General features: G+C 72.0%; 14 protein-coding genes. 5 read left to right on the top strand and 9 right to left on the bottom strand.

Annotation, left to right across the window (positions count from 1 at the left end):
• Positions 1-154: 154 nt before the first annotated feature.
• Entirely contained in the window at positions 155-508 is a 354-nt protein-coding gene (locus IF88_RS0113085) for a hypothetical protein (RefSeq protein WP_030710454.1), read from the top strand.
• 122 nt (positions 509-630) lie between these two features.
• Complete coding sequence (locus tag IF88_RS0113080; protein ID WP_030710452.1) at positions 631-1,707, top strand: C40 family peptidase; 1,077 nt, start codon at positions 631-633, stop codon at positions 1,705-1,707.
• 21 nt (positions 1,708-1,728) lie between these two features.
• Here IF88_RS0113080 and IF88_RS0113075 read toward each other — a convergent pair whose 3' ends face one another.
• From IF88_RS0113075 to IF88_RS0113065, 3 genes are all read right to left on the bottom strand, one after another.
• Entirely contained in the window at positions 1,729-2,832 is a 1,104-nt protein-coding gene (locus tag IF88_RS0113075) for an alpha/beta hydrolase (protein ID WP_030710450.1), read from the bottom strand.
• A gap of 90 nt (positions 2,833-2,922) precedes the next feature.
• Positions 2,923-3,612, bottom strand: a complete 690-nt coding sequence (locus IF88_RS0113070; protein ID WP_030710448.1) for a LuxR C-terminal-related transcriptional regulator — start codon at positions 3,610-3,612, stop codon at positions 2,923-2,925.
• Positions 3,609-4,904: an ATP-binding protein gene (locus tag IF88_RS0113065; RefSeq protein ID WP_030710446.1), complete on the bottom strand. Its 1,296-nt coding sequence runs from the start codon at positions 4,902-4,904 to the stop codon at positions 3,609-3,611. Before IF88_RS0113065 ends, IF88_RS0113070 begins: the two co-directional genes overlap by 4 nt.
• Before the next feature lie 131 nt (positions 4,905-5,035).
• On the opposite strand from IF88_RS0113065, the gene IF88_RS0113060 reads away from it, so the two are divergent.
• On the top strand, positions 5,036-6,337 hold the full coding sequence (locus IF88_RS0113060) for a PspC domain-containing protein (protein ID WP_030710444.1): 1,302 nt from the start codon (positions 5,036-5,038) through the stop codon (positions 6,335-6,337).
• Entirely contained in the window at positions 6,324-6,548 is a 225-nt protein-coding gene (locus tag IF88_RS0113055) for a hypothetical protein (RefSeq protein WP_037805804.1), read from the top strand. Before IF88_RS0113060 ends, IF88_RS0113055 begins: the two co-directional genes overlap by 14 nt.
• Here the strand turns inward: IF88_RS0113055 and IF88_RS0113050 are convergent.
• The 4 genes from IF88_RS0113050 to guaA form a co-directional block, all read right to left on the bottom strand.
• Entirely contained in the window at positions 6,494-7,009 is a 516-nt protein-coding gene (locus IF88_RS0113050; RefSeq protein WP_030710440.1) for a TQO small subunit DoxD, read from the bottom strand. The genes IF88_RS0113055 and IF88_RS0113050 overlap by 55 nt on opposite strands.
• Before the next feature lie 18 nt (positions 7,010-7,027).
• The gene (locus IF88_RS0113045) at positions 7,028-8,284 is read right to left on the bottom strand and encodes a hypothetical protein (RefSeq protein WP_030710438.1); all 1,257 of its coding nucleotides are present in this window, start codon (positions 8,282-8,284) and stop codon (positions 7,028-7,030) included.
• 102 nt (positions 8,285-8,386) lie between these two features.
• Positions 8,387-9,160, bottom strand: coding sequence for a class II aldolase/adducin family protein (locus IF88_RS0113040; RefSeq protein ID WP_030710436.1), 774 nt, complete (start codon positions 9,158-9,160; stop codon positions 8,387-8,389).
• Between the two features lie 170 nt (positions 9,161-9,330).
• Positions 9,331-10,917, bottom strand: coding sequence for a glutamine-hydrolyzing GMP synthase (guaA, locus tag IF88_RS0113035; RefSeq protein WP_030710434.1), 1,587 nt, complete (start codon positions 10,915-10,917; stop codon positions 9,331-9,333).
• 298 nt (positions 10,918-11,215) lie between these two features.
• On the opposite strand from guaA, the gene IF88_RS0113030 reads away from it, so the two are divergent.
• A complete protein-coding gene (locus IF88_RS0113030) occupies positions 11,216-11,479 on the top strand; it encodes a chorismate mutase (RefSeq protein ID WP_030710433.1) in 264 nt (87 codons plus the stop codon).
• A 265-nt stretch (positions 11,480-11,744) separates the two neighbouring features.
• Here the strand turns inward: IF88_RS0113030 and IF88_RS0113025 are convergent, their stop codons facing one another.
• Positions 11,745-13,388, bottom strand: a complete 1,644-nt coding sequence (locus tag IF88_RS0113025) for an LPXTG cell wall anchor domain-containing protein (protein ID WP_030710432.1) — start codon at positions 13,386-13,388, stop codon at positions 11,745-11,747.
• 166 nt (positions 13,389-13,554) lie between these two features.
• Positions 13,555-15,360: a GMC oxidoreductase gene (locus IF88_RS0113020; RefSeq protein ID WP_030710431.1), complete on the bottom strand. Its 1,806-nt coding sequence runs from the start codon at positions 15,358-15,360 to the stop codon at positions 13,555-13,557.
• Between the last annotated feature and the right edge of the window lie 6 nt (positions 15,361-15,366).

Genomic DNA, 15,366 nt, shown 5'->3' with positions numbered 1-15,366 from the left:
CGACCGTACGGGATTTCCGTACGGCTACTCCCCCGTGACCGCCCCGCTGCTTCGACGGCAGCGGCCACTACCTCCCGGAGGAGCGGCCGGAGGCCGTGACCGAGGAGCTGGTCCGCTTCCTGGGCTGATCGGACCGCCCCGTACGCTCGTCCGCATGGACGTACTCATCAATGTCTTCGTCGGCCTGCACATCATCGGGATCGCGTCGCTGCTCGGCGGTTTCCTGACCCAGATGAAGGCGATGAGCGCGGGCACCGCCCGCTTCACGCCGGCCATGCTGCACGGCGCGCTCACCATGCTCGTGACGGGCGTACTGCTGGTCGGCTTCAACGAGATGGACGGCACGCCGGTCAACAACGTCAAGGTCGGTGTGAAGCTCGCGATCCTCTTCGTGATCCTCGCCCTCGTCTACGTCAAGCGCGACGAGGAGAAGGTCGAGAAGGCGATGTTCGGCGCGGTCGGCGGACTGACCATGATCAATATTTTTATCGCCGTCCTCTGGCACTGACGGCTATCGATCCGCCACATCCGATCAGTTCGGATCATCTCGACATCGGCCCGTTACTTTCAGGTTTAGCGTCCTCCCCCAAGACCCAGCGTCAGCGACAGGGAAAAGGACGTGAGGCCCCCGTGGCCAGTCATCGAAAGCCCAGGCAGCGCCCGCTCTCCGGCGGCACGGCACGGACGGCCGCCGCCACCCTCGCCCTCGCGGGCGCTGCCACCGCCACCGCCTTCGAAGGCACCTCCCAGGCCGATCCCCGGCCCACCCCCTCCCAGGTCAAGTCGGAGGTGGACCGGCTCTACGAGGAGGCCGAGGCGGCGACCGAGCAGTACAACGGGGCGAAGGAGAAGGCCGACGAGGCCGAGCGCGCGCTGACCGGCCTGCGCGAGGAGACCGCACGCAAGGCCGACCAGCTCAACACCGCCCGCAGCGCGCTCGGCACGCTCGCGGCCTCCCAGTACCGCAGCGGGTCCCTGGGCACCGCCGTACAGCTCGCGCTGGCGGCCGACCCGCAGGAGTACCTCTCCCAGGCCTCCTTCATCACCCGCGCCGGGGACCGCAACGCCGCCGGGATCACCACCGTGCGCCGCCGCCTCGACGAGGTCGGGAAGCTCCGGGAGCAGGCCGCGGGACAGCTCGCCGACCTCCGCGCCAAGCAGGACGAACTCTCCGCGCACAAGGCCGTGATCGAGGACAAGCTCACCGCCGCCAAGCGCCTGCTGGCCAAGCTCACCGCCGAGGAGCGCGCCGCCTACGAGGCCGAGACGCCCGCTGCCTCGCCCGCCGCCTCGCCCGCCGCCCCGAAGAGCAGCACCCCGCCGCCCGGGGGGCACCTCCCGGCGGTAGCCGGGGAAGGTTCCCGCGCGGCCCGCGCCGTGGCCTTCGCGTACGGGGCGATCGGGAAGCCGTACGTCTGGGGCGCGACGGGCCCGGGGTCCTTCGACTGCTCGGGCCTGACCCAGGCGGCCTGGCGCTCGGCCGGGGTCTCCCTGCCCCGCACCACCTACACCCAGATCAACGCCGGCCGACGCGTGTCCCGCGACCAGCTGGCCCCCGGCGACCTGGTGTTCTTCTACTCCGGGGTGACCCACGTCGGCCTCTACATCGGCAACGGCCAGATGATCCACGCCCCGCGCCCCGGGTCGACGGTCCGCCTGGCACCGGTCGACTCGATGCCCTGGGCCGGTGCCTCCCGCCCGGCGTGACCGCATCGGGCCCGGCGCGGCCTACGGCGCCTTGACGATGCCGCTCAGCCAGCCGAACGTCTGCGGCAGCTGCTTGGACCACGATTCGAGGTTGTGGCCGCCGACCACCTTCTCCGCGTGCACCGCGGTCGGCTTCTGCGCGAGGCCCTTCAGGTCCATGCCGGACAGGTAGCCGTCCTGCTCGGCCCCCGACATCCACAGCGACACCGCCGGCGGCGTGGGCGCGGCCTTGAGCAGGTTCTTCAGGTTGTGCGTGGTGCGCAGCTGCGGGTCTTGTGCGACCAGTGAGGAGGGTTCCTGGCCGGGGTCGTTGTAGCCGGACAGGGAGACGGCCGCGCTGTAGCGGTCGGGGTGCAGGATCGCCAGCTTGGCGGCGCAGTAGGCGCCGGCCGAGTAGCCCGCCACGCCCCAGGTGCGGGCCTCCTCCGAGGCTCGGAAGTTGTCGACGACCATCTTGCGGACGTCGACGCTGAACCAGCTGTCCGCGTTGACCTTGCCGGGGATGTTCGCGCAGCCTGTGTCGCCGTTGCCGACGAGCATGGCGCGCGGCGAGACCAGGATGAACGGCTGCACCTTGCCGCTCTTCATCAGCGGCTCCAGCACCTCGTGCGCCTTGAGCCCCTGGAACCAGGACTTGCCCGTCCCCGGTATGCCCGGGATCAGCTCGACCACCGGGAACTTCTTGTCCTTGTAGGCCGGGTCGTCGTACTGCGGCGGCAGCCACACCATGACGTCGCCCTTGACCCCGGATATCCTGCCGTCGAGCTCGGTCTTCCGGACCCGGCCGCCGAGGCCCTCGACGGGCTGGAACTGCTGCTTGACCTTCGGGGCCTCTTCGACCTTCTTCCCGCCGAGCCCGTCCGGGCCGAGGTCGGGGGCTGCGGTGACGTACTTCCCGGTGCCGAACAGGTCGCCCCAGGACGCGTAGAAGTGTTCGGCCCTGTTGACCGCGACGAACACCACCGCGACGGCGGTGACCTGCGCGAACACCATCATCAGCGCGCGTACGGCGGTGCGCATGACGGCGGGCCCGCGCACCTTGCTCCACACGGCCAGCGGCAGGACGACGGCGATCGCGGTCAGCGCGATCACGGTCACGAAGAAGGGGGTCCCCGTCAAGCTCATCACGCCACCGTAGAGGGCGGCGCGACCTGCCCCGGTTGCCCGTCCGACCTGCGGTGTGGGTCACACCCGCAGGTCAGAGCGGGCGGTACGTCACACCAGGCGGCGGGCCGTCGCCCAGCGGGTCAGCTCGTGGCGGTTGGACAGCTGGAGCTTCCGGAGCACGGCCGAGACGTGCGATTCCACCGTCTTCACCGAGATGAAGAGCTGCTTGGCGATCTCCTTGTACGCGTACCCGCGCGCGATCAGCCGCAGCACCTCGCGCTCGCGCTGGGTGAGCCGGTCCAGGTCCTCGTCCACCGGCGGCGCGTCCGTCGACGCGAAGGCGTCGAGCACGAAGCCCGCCAGCCGCGGCGAGAACACCGCGTCCCCGTCCTGCACGCGGAAGATCGAGTCCACCAGGTCGGTGCCGGTGATGGTCTTGGTGACGTAGCCGCGCGCGCCGCCCCGGATCACCCCGATGACGTCCTCGGCCGCGTCGGACACCGACAGCGCGAGGAACCGCACCGGGTTCTCGGCCGCCGCCATCAGCGGGGCGCAGCGGCGCAGCACCTCGACCCCGCCGCCGCCGGGCAGGTGCACGTCGAGCAGGACCACCTCGGGCCGGGTGGCGGTGATGACGGTGACGGCCTGGTCGACGTCGGCGGCCTCGCCGACGACCTCGACCCCGGTCCGCGCGGTCTCGCCGATCTCGGCCTGCACTCCGGTGCGGAACATCCGGTGGTCGTCGACGAGGACCACCCGGACCCTCCTGGTCTCCGTCACAGCGCTGTCCTCGGTCATCCTGCGTTCGCCGCCCTCTCCATCTCCAGCTCGACTTCCGTGCCGCCGTCGGGCGCGGACCGCAGCCGTGCGGTCCCGCCGTTGCGCTGCATCCGGCCGATGATCGATTCTCGTACGCCCATGCGGTCGTCCGGTACCGCGTCGATGTCGAAGCCCGGCCCCCGGTCCCGTACGGACACGAAGACGGTCCGCCCCTCCACCTCCGCGTACACCTGCACGGGCCCGCCCTCGCCACCGTACTTGGCGGCGTTGACCATCGCCTCGCGCGCGGCCTGGACCTGTGCCGCCAGCCTCTCGTCGAGCGGGCAGTCGCCGACGACGACGACCTCGATGGGGACGCCGTGGTGGTCCTCCACCTCGGCGGCGGTCTTCTTCACGGCGTCCGCCAGGGTGGCGGGCTCCTCCCCCTCCTCCTTGCCGGTGCCCTCGGGCTTGTACAGCCAGTTCCGCAGCTCCCGTTCCTGCGCCCGCGCGAGCCGGCGCACCTCGCCGACGTCCTCCGCGTTGCGCTGGATCAGGGTGAGGGTGTGCAGCACCGAGTCGTGCACGTGCGCGGCGACCTCGGCGCGCTCCTGGGCGCGGATGCGCATCAGGCGTTCCTCGGAGAGGTCCTGGGTCATCCGGATCAGCCAGGGTCCGGCGAGCAGGGCGACGCCGACGAGGACGGCGAGGGTGGCGGTGAGGACGTTGCCGAGCTGCGCGGCGGAGCCCCGTACGACGAGGAAGACGGTCAGGCCCACACCGACGAGGGCGACTCCGGCGAGGGCGCGGGCCACCTGGAACAGGCGCCCGTGCCGCCCGGCGGCCGTGGTCCAGTGGGCGCGGCGGGCGTTGTCGGCCTGCCGCCATACGAGGACCACACCGGCCCCGACGAGCAGCGTCGGCCACACGTACCGGCCGGAGGCGCCGCCGACCTGGACCTTCGAGATGAAGATGCCCGCGCCGACGGACAGGGCGATCAGCGCGGCGATCTGCCCGCGGTCGGGCTTGCGCAGGCGGCGGCTGCCGTCGGAGAGCGTCTCGAAGAAGGAGCGGTGCCCGCTGCGGCCGCCGACGCCGAGCGGCACGAAGACCCAGAACGCGGCGTACAGGAGCACGCCCAGCCCGTCGCCCCACATGAACAGGCCGAGGAACGCGAGCCGGACCCAGATCACGGGCAGCCCGAGGTGCCCCGCGAGACCGCGCGCGACGCCGCCGAGCATCCGGCCGTCCGCGCTGCGGTAGAGCTTGCGCTGCGGTGGTTCGTCGACGTCCGGTGCGTGCGGGGTACGGGGAGCGGCGGCTACGGGCATGTCACCAAGGGTCACACGCGCGGCCGCGGCCCGGCATCAGGGCATCCCCCCACTTCTCCACGGGGGATATCAGGGTTGCGCCAGGGTAGGGCCCGGTGCCGGGCGCCACCGCGGCCCGTCACCATGGACCCATGACCGAAGTACACGAAGCCCCGGCGGCGGACGCCGGGGGTCCCCCGGCAGCCGACGCCCGGCCGCCCCTGCGCCGCAGCAAGCGCGACAAGGTCCTCGCGGGCGTGTGCGGCGGCCTGGGCCGGTACTTCGACCTGGACCCGGTGGTCTTCCGCATCGTCCTCGGTGTCCTCGCGGTCACCGGCGGCGTCGGCCTGATCTTCTACGGCTTCGCGTGGCTGCTGCTCCCCCAGGAGGGAGAGGAGGACAGCGAGGCGAAGAAGCTGCTGACCGGCCGGGTCGAAGGCGCCACGCTGGCCGCGGTGTTCGCGGCCCTGGTGGGCTGCGCGCTGTTCCTGTCGATGCTGGACAACGGCGGGCTGGCGGTCTTCTCGGTGCTGGCCGCCCTCGCCCTGGGCGGGGCGGCGTATTGGTCGCAGCGGCACCGGCACACCTTCCCGCCGAAGGCGGAGGACGCGGCGGGCCACCGCCCGCCGACCCCCGAGACCCAGGCCCCGCCGGCGCCCGGCGGACCCTCCTGGTGGCGGGACCCGCTCGTCAAGGACGGCACCACCGGCCCCGTCGGGTCGACCGGCTACCTGTGGGGACCGGACGACGACGCGGTCGCCGGCGCACCGGGCCCGATCGCCGCGGCGGTCCCCAAAGCGGTCCCGACGGCGCCCCGCCCGCGCGGCGGGATCGGCGGCCGGGTGTTCGTACTGGCCCTGCTGGCCGGGATCGTCTCCACCGCCTCGGTGTGGGAGGGCAGCACCCTCGGCCACGCCCTGCAGATCGGCCTCGCCGGCGCGCTGGCCGTCTTCGGCCTGGGCCTCGCCGTCAGCTCGGTCAAGGGCCGCACCGGCTTCGGCACCATCCTGCTCGCGGTCGTCACCGCCGGGCTCCTCGCCGTGGCCTCGGCGCTCCCGAGCGAGATCGGCACCGACTGGCGGCGGACCGAATGGCGGCCCGCCGCGGTGGCCGACGTACGGCCGTCGTACGAGGCGGGCACCGGGCTCGCCGTCCTGGACCTGAGCCGCCTGGACGTGCCGAAGGGCGCGACCGTCCCGGTGCGTGCCTCGCTCGACGCGGGTCAGCTCAAGGTGATCCTGCCGCGCGAGGTGACGGCCGAGGCCGACGTCTCGGTCCGCCTGGGCGACATCCACATGCCCGGGGAGACGAGCCGGGACGTACGGATCCGCAGCGGCGGCGAACACCGGCGGGCGACGCTGGCGCCGGCCGCCGGCACCGAAGCCGGCGGAACGATCGAGCTGCACCTGAACACGGGTGTGGGACAGGTGGAGGTGGCCCGTGCGGCGTCATGAGTTCCAGCCCGGACGGCTCCTCGCGGGGCTGGTCCTCGTCGCGGCGGGCGTGCTGTACCTGCTCGACGCGACCGGCGAGGCCGACCTGCCGTGGTTCCTCGTCATCCCGATGACCTTGGGCGGTCTCTCGTTCGCCGCCCTGGTCGGGATGGTGACCTACGCCGTACGCCGGGACAGGCGCGACCGGATCACGGAGTCCAGCGACAGGTAGGGGGCTCCGGCGAGGATCAGCGGGATCCAGGCCATCAGGTAGATGAGGTCGTTGCCGTAGTAGTACGGGGTCACCGCCCACGACACCGTGAGCCACAGGCTGAGCGCGATCAGCGCCCCGCCGAGGGCCGCGACACGGGTCAGCAGTCCGACCAGGGTTCCGAGGCCCACCAGGATCTCCCCGATGGCCAGGGCCACGGCGAAGCCGACGGGGGAGTTCAGCGACAGGTCCACCAGGGCGGGGACCGCGGAGGTGTCGCGCACCCCGCGCATCAGGTCGCCGATGGATCCGTCACCGCTGGCGGAGAGGAACGCGGAGTCGGTCAGTTTGTCCAGCCCCGCGTATACGAAGGTCACGCCCAGGAAGATCCGCAGGGGCAGCAGCGCGTGCCGGGACGCCAGCTCGCGCAGGCCCACCGCGTCACGAGGGGCTTCGGCTTCAAGAACATCGGTTCGAGTCACGGGACATGTGTACCCCGATCACTCGGCAACGTCGATGGTGCAGCGGTTGGATTCCACTCCGGCGGCCGTGACCACCTGGATCTCGATGCGGCCCGGTTCCACTTCCGCCGGGACCGGCACCGTCAGCACGGTGTCGGAGGGGTTCGTGAACCCGCCCGGCACCGGGACCAGCGGCACGTGCACGTGCACCGCCCCGATCCGCACCACCAGCCGGGCCAGCATCTCCGGCGTCTGCGCCCCGGGCGGCACGAAGCCCACGCCCCGGATCTCGATGTCGTCCCCGGGGCGGACGGCCGCGTCCAGGTCCCCGGGCTCCCGTCTGCGCACCACCGACAGCACGAGCGGGCGGGTGCCCTCCGCGTACTTCGCCGCCAGGTACACCGCCGCCGACAGCGCCACCAGCAGGGCCAGGGCCCAGGGCAGCTGCGGCAGCCGGTCCGGGAAGCGGGCCAGCGACGCCGCCGCGTACGCCAGCACCACCGTCGAGACGAGCACGTACTGCGCGTCCGGGAAGCTCCCGCGGCCCGCGTCGTCCGTCAGCAGGTCCACTCCGCGCGGCCTGTCCGCCGGCAGCTTCTGCAGCCGCTGCCCCATGATCCGTACGGACACCACCCGGCGTACGAGCACCGCCACCCCCGAGGTCAGCGAGACCACCGCCAGCAGCGGCAGCGCCCGGTCCAGTGCGAGGCCCGCGTACAGCGCCTGCCGCTCGGGGCCGGGCACCGAGGCGGCCAGCCGCAGCGCGGGCAGCAGCGTGGCGAACGCCGTCAGCACCACCCAGGCGCCGGGCACCGCCTTGGAGGTGGAGAGCCGGTTGTCCTCACCGACCAGCGGGGCCAGCAGCCCGCCGCGCACCGACTGGGCGCGGGCGGCGACCGTGAGCAGCACGGCCAGCACCACGGCCGCCAGCAGCCCGGCGGTGCGCGCCGGGGACCAGCCGGTGCCGAGCGCGGCGGCGACCTGGACCAGCAGCAGCACCCCGGCGGCGATCCACACGGCGAGGACGGCCCGCCGCGAGAACAGGTACAGCCAGGAGTTCCCGGCCTCCCGGCCCCGGTCGGCGACGGTACGGGCCGACAGGGTCAGCTCGTCGGAGACCCACTGGCGGGAGGCGCCAAGCGAGTGGGCCACGGCGGCGGGCACGCCCAGCCCGGAGGCGAACTCGTCGCGCTTCTCCAAGAACGCGACGACGGCGCGGCGGTGGCCCTCACGTGCGCACTCCTCGCAGGTGCAGGCCGTGGTATGGGTACCTCTGGACATCTCTTGGACAGCCACGGACGTGCCGCCTCTCTGAACTACGGTGCAATGCCAGCGAATTGTGCACCACTGCGGCAGTGCTCCGGATTGCGCACGATGTCAGAGCAGGTGATTAACGGTTCATGATGTTGACGCCACCGGCGTGTCCCCCTCGCGGAGCAGCGGCTGACAGCTCACCCACGCGGCCAGATCGGACCCGAACCGCCCACGGGTGGCGACCGCGGCCCGGTGGTCGATCAGCACCGGCTTCCCGGCCCCCCGCGCGATCAGCTGCACCTGCGCCGCCCGCTCCGCCGCGATGAACCACCACGTGGCGGCGTCCACCGAGTCCCCCACCGTCAGCACCCCGCGGTTGCGCAGGATCAGCGCCTTGTACGGGCCCAGCGCGAGCGCGATCCGGCCGGCCGACTCGGTCCCCGCGTACTCGTCCAGCAGCGCGTGGTCCTCGTAGAAGGCACAGGCCTCCTCGGTGATCGGGGCCAGCAGCTCGCCCAGCGCCGCCAGGGCGCGGCCGTACGGGGCCTGCGCGCGGACCACGGACACCACCTCGGGGCGCTCCCGGTGGACCGCCGCGTGCACGGCGAAGGCCAGCTCGTTGACCCGGCGCTCCCCGCGGACCACCCGCCCGTCCCCGTCCACCAGCAGCAGGTCGCCGGCGGTGAGCGCGGCGAAGGGCAGCCCGAAGGGGTTCACCCAGTAGCAGTCCTCGAACTCCGGGTCCCGCGCGGTGACCTGCCCGGCCACCCCGTCCTCGTACCCCAGCCGGCCCAGCAGCCGCAGCGCCCCGGCGAGCCGCTCCTTGCGGTGGGCGCGCGCCGCCTCGACGGTGTCGTGCACGGGCGGCATCTCGAAACCGAGCCGCTCCACGGGCACGGGTACGGGCCGGTCCGGCATGGGGCCCTCCTTTACGGTCGCTGCGTTCGCCCACGGTCGTCCTCGGGTCGCGGCGCAAAGTACCGGCGCCCCCGCGAACTGGCCATACATACGACGAAGCCGCCGCTCCGGAGGGGAGCGGCGGCTTCGTTTCGTGCGGTGCCGGGTACTGCTCGGGGACTACTCGGGGATTACTCCCACTCGATGGTGCCCGGGGGCTTGCTCGTGCAGTCGAGGACCACCCGGTTCACCTCCGGCACCTCGTTGGTGATGCGGGTGGAGATCCGCGCGAGCACCTCGTACGGCATGCGCGTCCAGTCCGCGGTCATCGCGTCCTCGGAGGAGACGGGGCGCAGCACGATCGGGTGGCCGTAGGTGCGGCCGTCGCCCTGGACGCCGACGCTGCGGACGTCCGCGAGCAGCACGACCGGGCACTGCCAGATCTCGCGGTCCAGACCGGCCGCGGTGAGCTCGTGGCGGGCGATGGCGTCGGCCTCGCGCAGCAGGTCCAGGCGCTCCTTGGTGACCTCGCCGACGATGCGGATGCCGAGGCCGGGGCCCGGGAAGGGCTGGCGCTGGACGATCTCGTCCGGCAGGCCGAGCTCCTGGCCGACCATCCGGACCTCGTCCTTGAACAGCTGGCGCAGCGGCTCGACGAGCTCGAACTCGATGTCGTCGGGGAGCCCGCCGACATTGTGGTGGGACTTGATGTTCGCGGTGCCGGTGCCGCCGCCGGACTCGACGACGTCCGGGTACAGGGTGCCCTGGACGAGGAAGGCGACCGCGGGGCCCTCCTCCTGGAGGATCTCCAGCTGGGCCTGCTCGAAGACGCGGATGAACTCGCGGCCGATGATCTTGCGCTTGGTCTCCGGGTCGGAGACGCCGGCGAGCGCGTTCAGGAAGCGTTCCTGCGCGTCGACGACCTTCAGCTGCACACCGGTGGCGGCGACGAAGTCCTTCTCGACCTGCTCGGTCTCACCCTTGCGCATCAGACCGTGGTCGACGTACACGCAGGTCAGCTGCTTGCCGATGGCCTTCTGGACGAGGGCCGCGGCGACCGCCGAGTCCACGCCGCCGGAGAGGCCGCAGATGGCGCGCTTGTCGCCGACCTGCTCGCGGATGGCCGCGACCTGCTCCTCGACGATGTTGCCGGTGGTCCAGGTGGGGGCGAGGCCGGCGCCGCGGTAGAGGAAGTGCTCCAGGATCTGCTGGCCGTGCGTGGAGTGCATCACCTCGGGGTGGTACTGCACGCCGTACAGCTTCTTCTCGTCGTTCTCGAAGGCGGCGACCGGGACGACGTTCGTCGACGCGGTGACGGTGAAGCCCTCGGGGGCGGCGGAGCAGGCGTCGCCGTGGGACATCCACACCGACTGGTTCTCGGGGGTGCCCTCGAAGAGGGTGGAGCCGGCCTTCGAGACGGCCAGCGGGGTGCGGCCGTACTCACGGGCGCCGGTGTTGTCGACCTGCCCGCCGAGGGTGGTCGCCATCAGCTGGAAGCCGTAGCACATGCCGAAGAGGGGGACCCCGGCCTCGAAGATGGCACGGTCGAGCTGCGGGGCGCCCGCTTCGTACACGGAGGACGGTCCGCCGGAGAGGATGATCGCCTTGGGGTTCTTGGCCAGCATCTCGTCGACGGGCATCGAGCTCGGCACGATCTCGCTGTAGACCCGTGCCTCGCGGACGCGGCGGGCGATGAGCTGGGCGTACTGGGCGCCGAAGTCGACGACGAGAACCGTGTCCGGGGCGCTGTCGTGGGCGGCGGAGGGTGCTTCTGGCACGGGGCGGCCTTCCGGCGGAAGAGGTGGCTGTTTTGTCGATTCTAACGGGGGCCGTCAGTCCCTCTTCGTCTCACCATCCGAATCGGCTTGGCCTGGAGCGGGACGGAAGGCAATAATCCCCTTCATGCGCAAGCAGCTGAGCTTCCTCTTTACCTATGGCACCGGCCGGTCCGGTCGCCATGGGTCCTCGTGATGCTCGCTTGAGCCGCTGACTTCCCAGAGCGCCCCGGTCCGACAGGACCGGGGCGCTCTGGCGTTCCTCCGGACCTGCGGGCCACACCCGACAGGAGAGAAGACCATGACCACGATCACCACCACCCCCGAGCAGCTGATCACCGACTCCCGGATGCGCATCGACGCCATCGACGACCGGATCATCGGGCTGATCCAGGAGCGGATGGCCGTCTCGACGGTCATCCAGGACGCCCGGATCGCGTCGGGCGGCCGCCGGGTGCACCTGACCCGCGAGATGGAGGTGCTCTCGCATTGGAGCGACGCCCTCGGAAAGCCCGGCACGGCCCTCGCCATGACCCTGCTGGAGCTGTGCCGGGGCCGCGTGTGACGGCTGTTCGTCACCCTTCCGGACCCGTGACCGCCCCCAGGACCCTTCGTTGGTGAGGATGACCGCGGCAGCCAGCCGTGGAACCGCATCACCACGCGTGGCTCCGCCGGGAGCGATGAGACGTACGCCCCGTGGAGCGTGCGTCGTGGGACCTCGCTCCTTCGCGTGACCGGACGGCAGGGGACAGCAGCCCGGTCACCCCTTGAGGACGGCCGGCCCTGGGGACGCCCCGGGCCGGCCGTTCTGTTCCGTCGCGCGTACGCGGTTACGCGCGCCCGGCGGCCTTGCGGCGGAACGCCAGGACCAGTGCGCCGCCCGCGGCCACCAGCGCGGCGCCGCCGAAGGCGATCGTCTCGGCCGATGTGCCGGTGGAGGCCAGGCCGCCGTTCGCCTTCGCGCCGGCGCCGCTGCCCGGGGTCGCCGAAGCGGTCGGGGTCGCGGTCGGGGTGGCCGAGGCGCTCGGGGTCGCCGAGGTCGTGGGCGTCGGGCTCGGCGTGGTGCCGCCGCCCTTCGCGTTGATCACGAGGGCCGCCTTGTTGTTGGCGTGGTTCGGGTCCCACCGCTGGGGCTGGGTGCCGCCCGGCGTCCACTGGCCGACCGAGACGGAGCCCTTGGCGTCCTCGACGACCGTCTCGATCTTCAGCTCGAACGGGTAGGCGAAGTTCTCCTTCTCCCCCACGACGTGACCGGTGGAGCAGAAGTAGCGCGGCGCGCCCAGGGTCTGCTCGCGGTGGGTGCCGTCGGCGTTGACCCCCTGGCAGCGCTCCGGCACCTTGGTGACCTTCGCGCCCGCCGGGATCACGATGTCCGTACGGGCGACGTCCTCACCGGAACGCAGGTACGCAACCCACGCGGGGCCGTTGTTGCGGAAGCCGAACTCGGCCCGCACCGTCTCGCCGGCCTTGCCCTTGAGGGACACGGGCGTGGCCACGAGGTCGGCGGTGTTGCGCGTCGCGAAGTCGAACTCCTGGACGTTGTTCCAGGGGTCGAGGTCCACCACCTGCGCGGAGGCCTTGGGCGCCCGCTCCTTCAGGGTCAGCTGCTTGCCGCCGGCGGCCTTGCGGAGCTTGTCGGCCTTCGGCTGGTCGCCGTTCGCGTACACCGCGTAGGTCACCGCGTCGACGAAGGCGTGCGGGGCGGCCTTGAGGGTCAGCGCGCCCTCGACCCCGTAGACCTTGCCCGGCAGGTACTCGCCTTCGAGCAGGCACTGCGCCGTGGTCCAGCCCGTGTTCCGCGACCGGTCCGCGCCCGTGTCCTCGGAGTAGGAGCAGTTGTCGTACCGCTCCACCAGGCCGATGCCGTGCGTGGTGCGCACTTCGAGCAGCACGCCCCGGACGGGCTCCGTGCCCTTGTTGGCGAAGATGATCGGCAGGTCCTGCTTGTCGCCCGGCTTCTGCTCCGCCTTGAGCGCGGCGGGCTCCAGCACCAGGTCGGGGCCGCCGACCCGGACCTTGGTGGTGGCGGCCTTGAAGGTGGCGCCCTCGGCCTTGCCGGTCAGCGTGAGGTCCGCGGTCGCGCCGACCGTGCTGTCCTTGGCCGCGGTGAGCTTCAGGTCCACGACGGTGGAGTCGCCCGTCCACAGCGCCCAGCGCTTGCAGGTGACGGCCGTGGCGGTGAGCGTGCAGTCCGAGCTCTGGTGCTCGGCGAGCGTGACGTCGGCGACGCCCTTGAGCGGGGTGAGGTCGATCGTGAAGGTGCTCTGGCGGTCGAAGGTCTTGTCGGTGCCGTTGAGGACCCGGAACTCGACCGAGGTCTTCTGCGGCTGACCGCCGGCGCCGGGGTGGGGGCGCAGGCCGGTCTCGGCCGGGCCGGCCAGCCGGAATTCGGGGTCCGCCGCGTGTGCGGGAGTGGTGGCCAGCGCCACGGCCGCGAGGCCGCAGGCAGCCAGCAAGGAGATGCGCTTTCTCATGCAGCCGTTGACTGACGAAGATCAGTCGCAGTTGCACACTTCCCTGTGTGATCGACGCCACAGACCGGCCCGCCAGATTCCGGTACAACCATCAAGGCTGAACATCTGTCACCTATGTACCGCGGCGGGTACCGCGCTCGGAGGGGGAGCGCGGTACCCGCCGCCGTCATGACCGGCGCGGCGGAACCTCGGGAACCGCCAGGAACGGCAGGCGCAGCGCGCCGAAGGCCTCCTTCGGGACCGCCGGACGGGCCGGCTCCACCGCCTCCAGGCGGACGTACGCCGCCCCTTGTCCGGGCCGCGGATCCTGCTCGCCCTTGTTCGGCCAGTACGACATCGCCCGTTCCGCTTGCGCCGTGATCGTCAGCGACGGATTGACCCCGAGGTTCGCGGAGACGGCCGAGCCGTCCACCACCGAGATGCCCGGGTGCCCGTAGAGCCGGTGGTAGGGGTCCACCACGCCCTCCTGCGCCGACGCCCCGATCGGGCAGCCGCCGAGGAAGTGCGCGGTCAGCGGGGTCCCCATCAACTCGCCGATGTTGCTGCCCGGGAAGCCGTTGATCTCCTCGGCCAGCAGGGTCGCGGCCCGGGTGGCCTCCGCGATCTGCACCGGGTTGGGGGCGCCGTGGCCCTGGCGGGCGGTGAGCAGGCCCTTCCCGATCCCGCCGGGCTTGCGGTACGTGGTCAGCGAGTTGTCCAGCGACTGCATGACGAGGCCGATGATGGTCCGCTCCGACCAGCGCCGGTTGGACAGCGAACGGGCCAGCTGCACCGGGTGCTTCGCGGTCCTGGCCAGCCAGGCGCGGACCCGGTGCCTGCTGTGGGGGACCTGGAGGATGGTCATGAACCCCATGGCGTTGGAGCCCTTGCCGTAGCGGACCGGCTCGATGTGGGTGTCCGCGTTGGGGTGCACGGACGAGGTGATCGCCACGCCCCGGGTGAAGTCGGCCCGCTGCCCCTTGCCGGGGCCGTCGCCGTGCCGTCTGCGGTAGCGGCGGTCGTCGGTCTGCGCGCCGACCAGGCCCTCGGAGTTGGTCCGGGTCAGCTCCCCGAGCCGCTCGGAGAGGCGCGGGAGCTCTCCGCGGTCCTTCATCGTGTGCAGCAGGGTCTGCGTGCCGTAGGTGCCCGCCGCGACGACCACGTACCGGGCGCGCAGCACCTTGGCCTTCCCCCGGCGGCGGCCGTCGGTGGGGACCGTGCGGACGCGGTAGCCGCCCTCGGGGTGGTCGGCCAGGGCGGTGACGGTCGTCATGGGGTGGATGACGGCGCCGGCGCGCTCGGCGAGGTGCAGGTAGTTCTCGTTGAGGGTGTTCTTCGCCCCGTGCCGGCAGCCGGTCATGCACTCGCCGCATTCGGTGCAGGCCTTGCGGGAGGGGCCTGCGCCGCCGAAGTACGGGTCGGGGACCTCCTGGCCGGGGCGGGCCTTCGCGTGCCCCTCGGCGTCGTCCCCGTCTCCGAAGAAGACGCCGACCGGGGCCATGTGGAAGGTGTCCGCCACGCCCATCTGCTCGGCGGCGGCCTTGAGGTGGACGTCGGAGGGGGTCATGGTCGGGTTGAGGCGCACCCCGAGCATCCGCTGGGCCTGGTCGTAGTACGGGGCCAGTTCGTCGCGCCAGTCGGTGATGGACGCCCACTGCCGGTCCTCGAAGAAGGCGGTGGGCGGCACGTACAGGGTGTTGGCGTAGTTGAGCGAGCCGCCGCCCACGCCGGCGCCCGCGAGCACCATGACGTTGCCGAGCAGGTGGATCCGCTGGATCCCGTACAGCCCGAGGGCCGGGGCCCACAGGTAGTTCCGCAGGTCCCAGCTGTTCTTCGGCAGGCTCTCGCGGGTGAAACGGCGCCCTGCCTCCAGGACGCCGACCCGGTAGCCCTTCTCGGTCAGGCGCAGGGCCGAGACCGAGCCGCCGAAGCCCGATCCGATGACGATGACGTCGTAGTCGTATGCGGCGTCGGATGCGTCGTCGTGCGACACGGATAC

Source organism: Streptomyces sp. NRRL F-2580, assembly GCF_000720115.1.
Classification (GTDB): domain Bacteria; phylum Actinomycetota; class Actinomycetes; order Streptomycetales; family Streptomycetaceae; genus Streptomyces.
The sequence above is the reverse complement of the archived record's forward strand: the minus strand, read 5'-3'. Positions and strand labels throughout refer to the sequence as shown.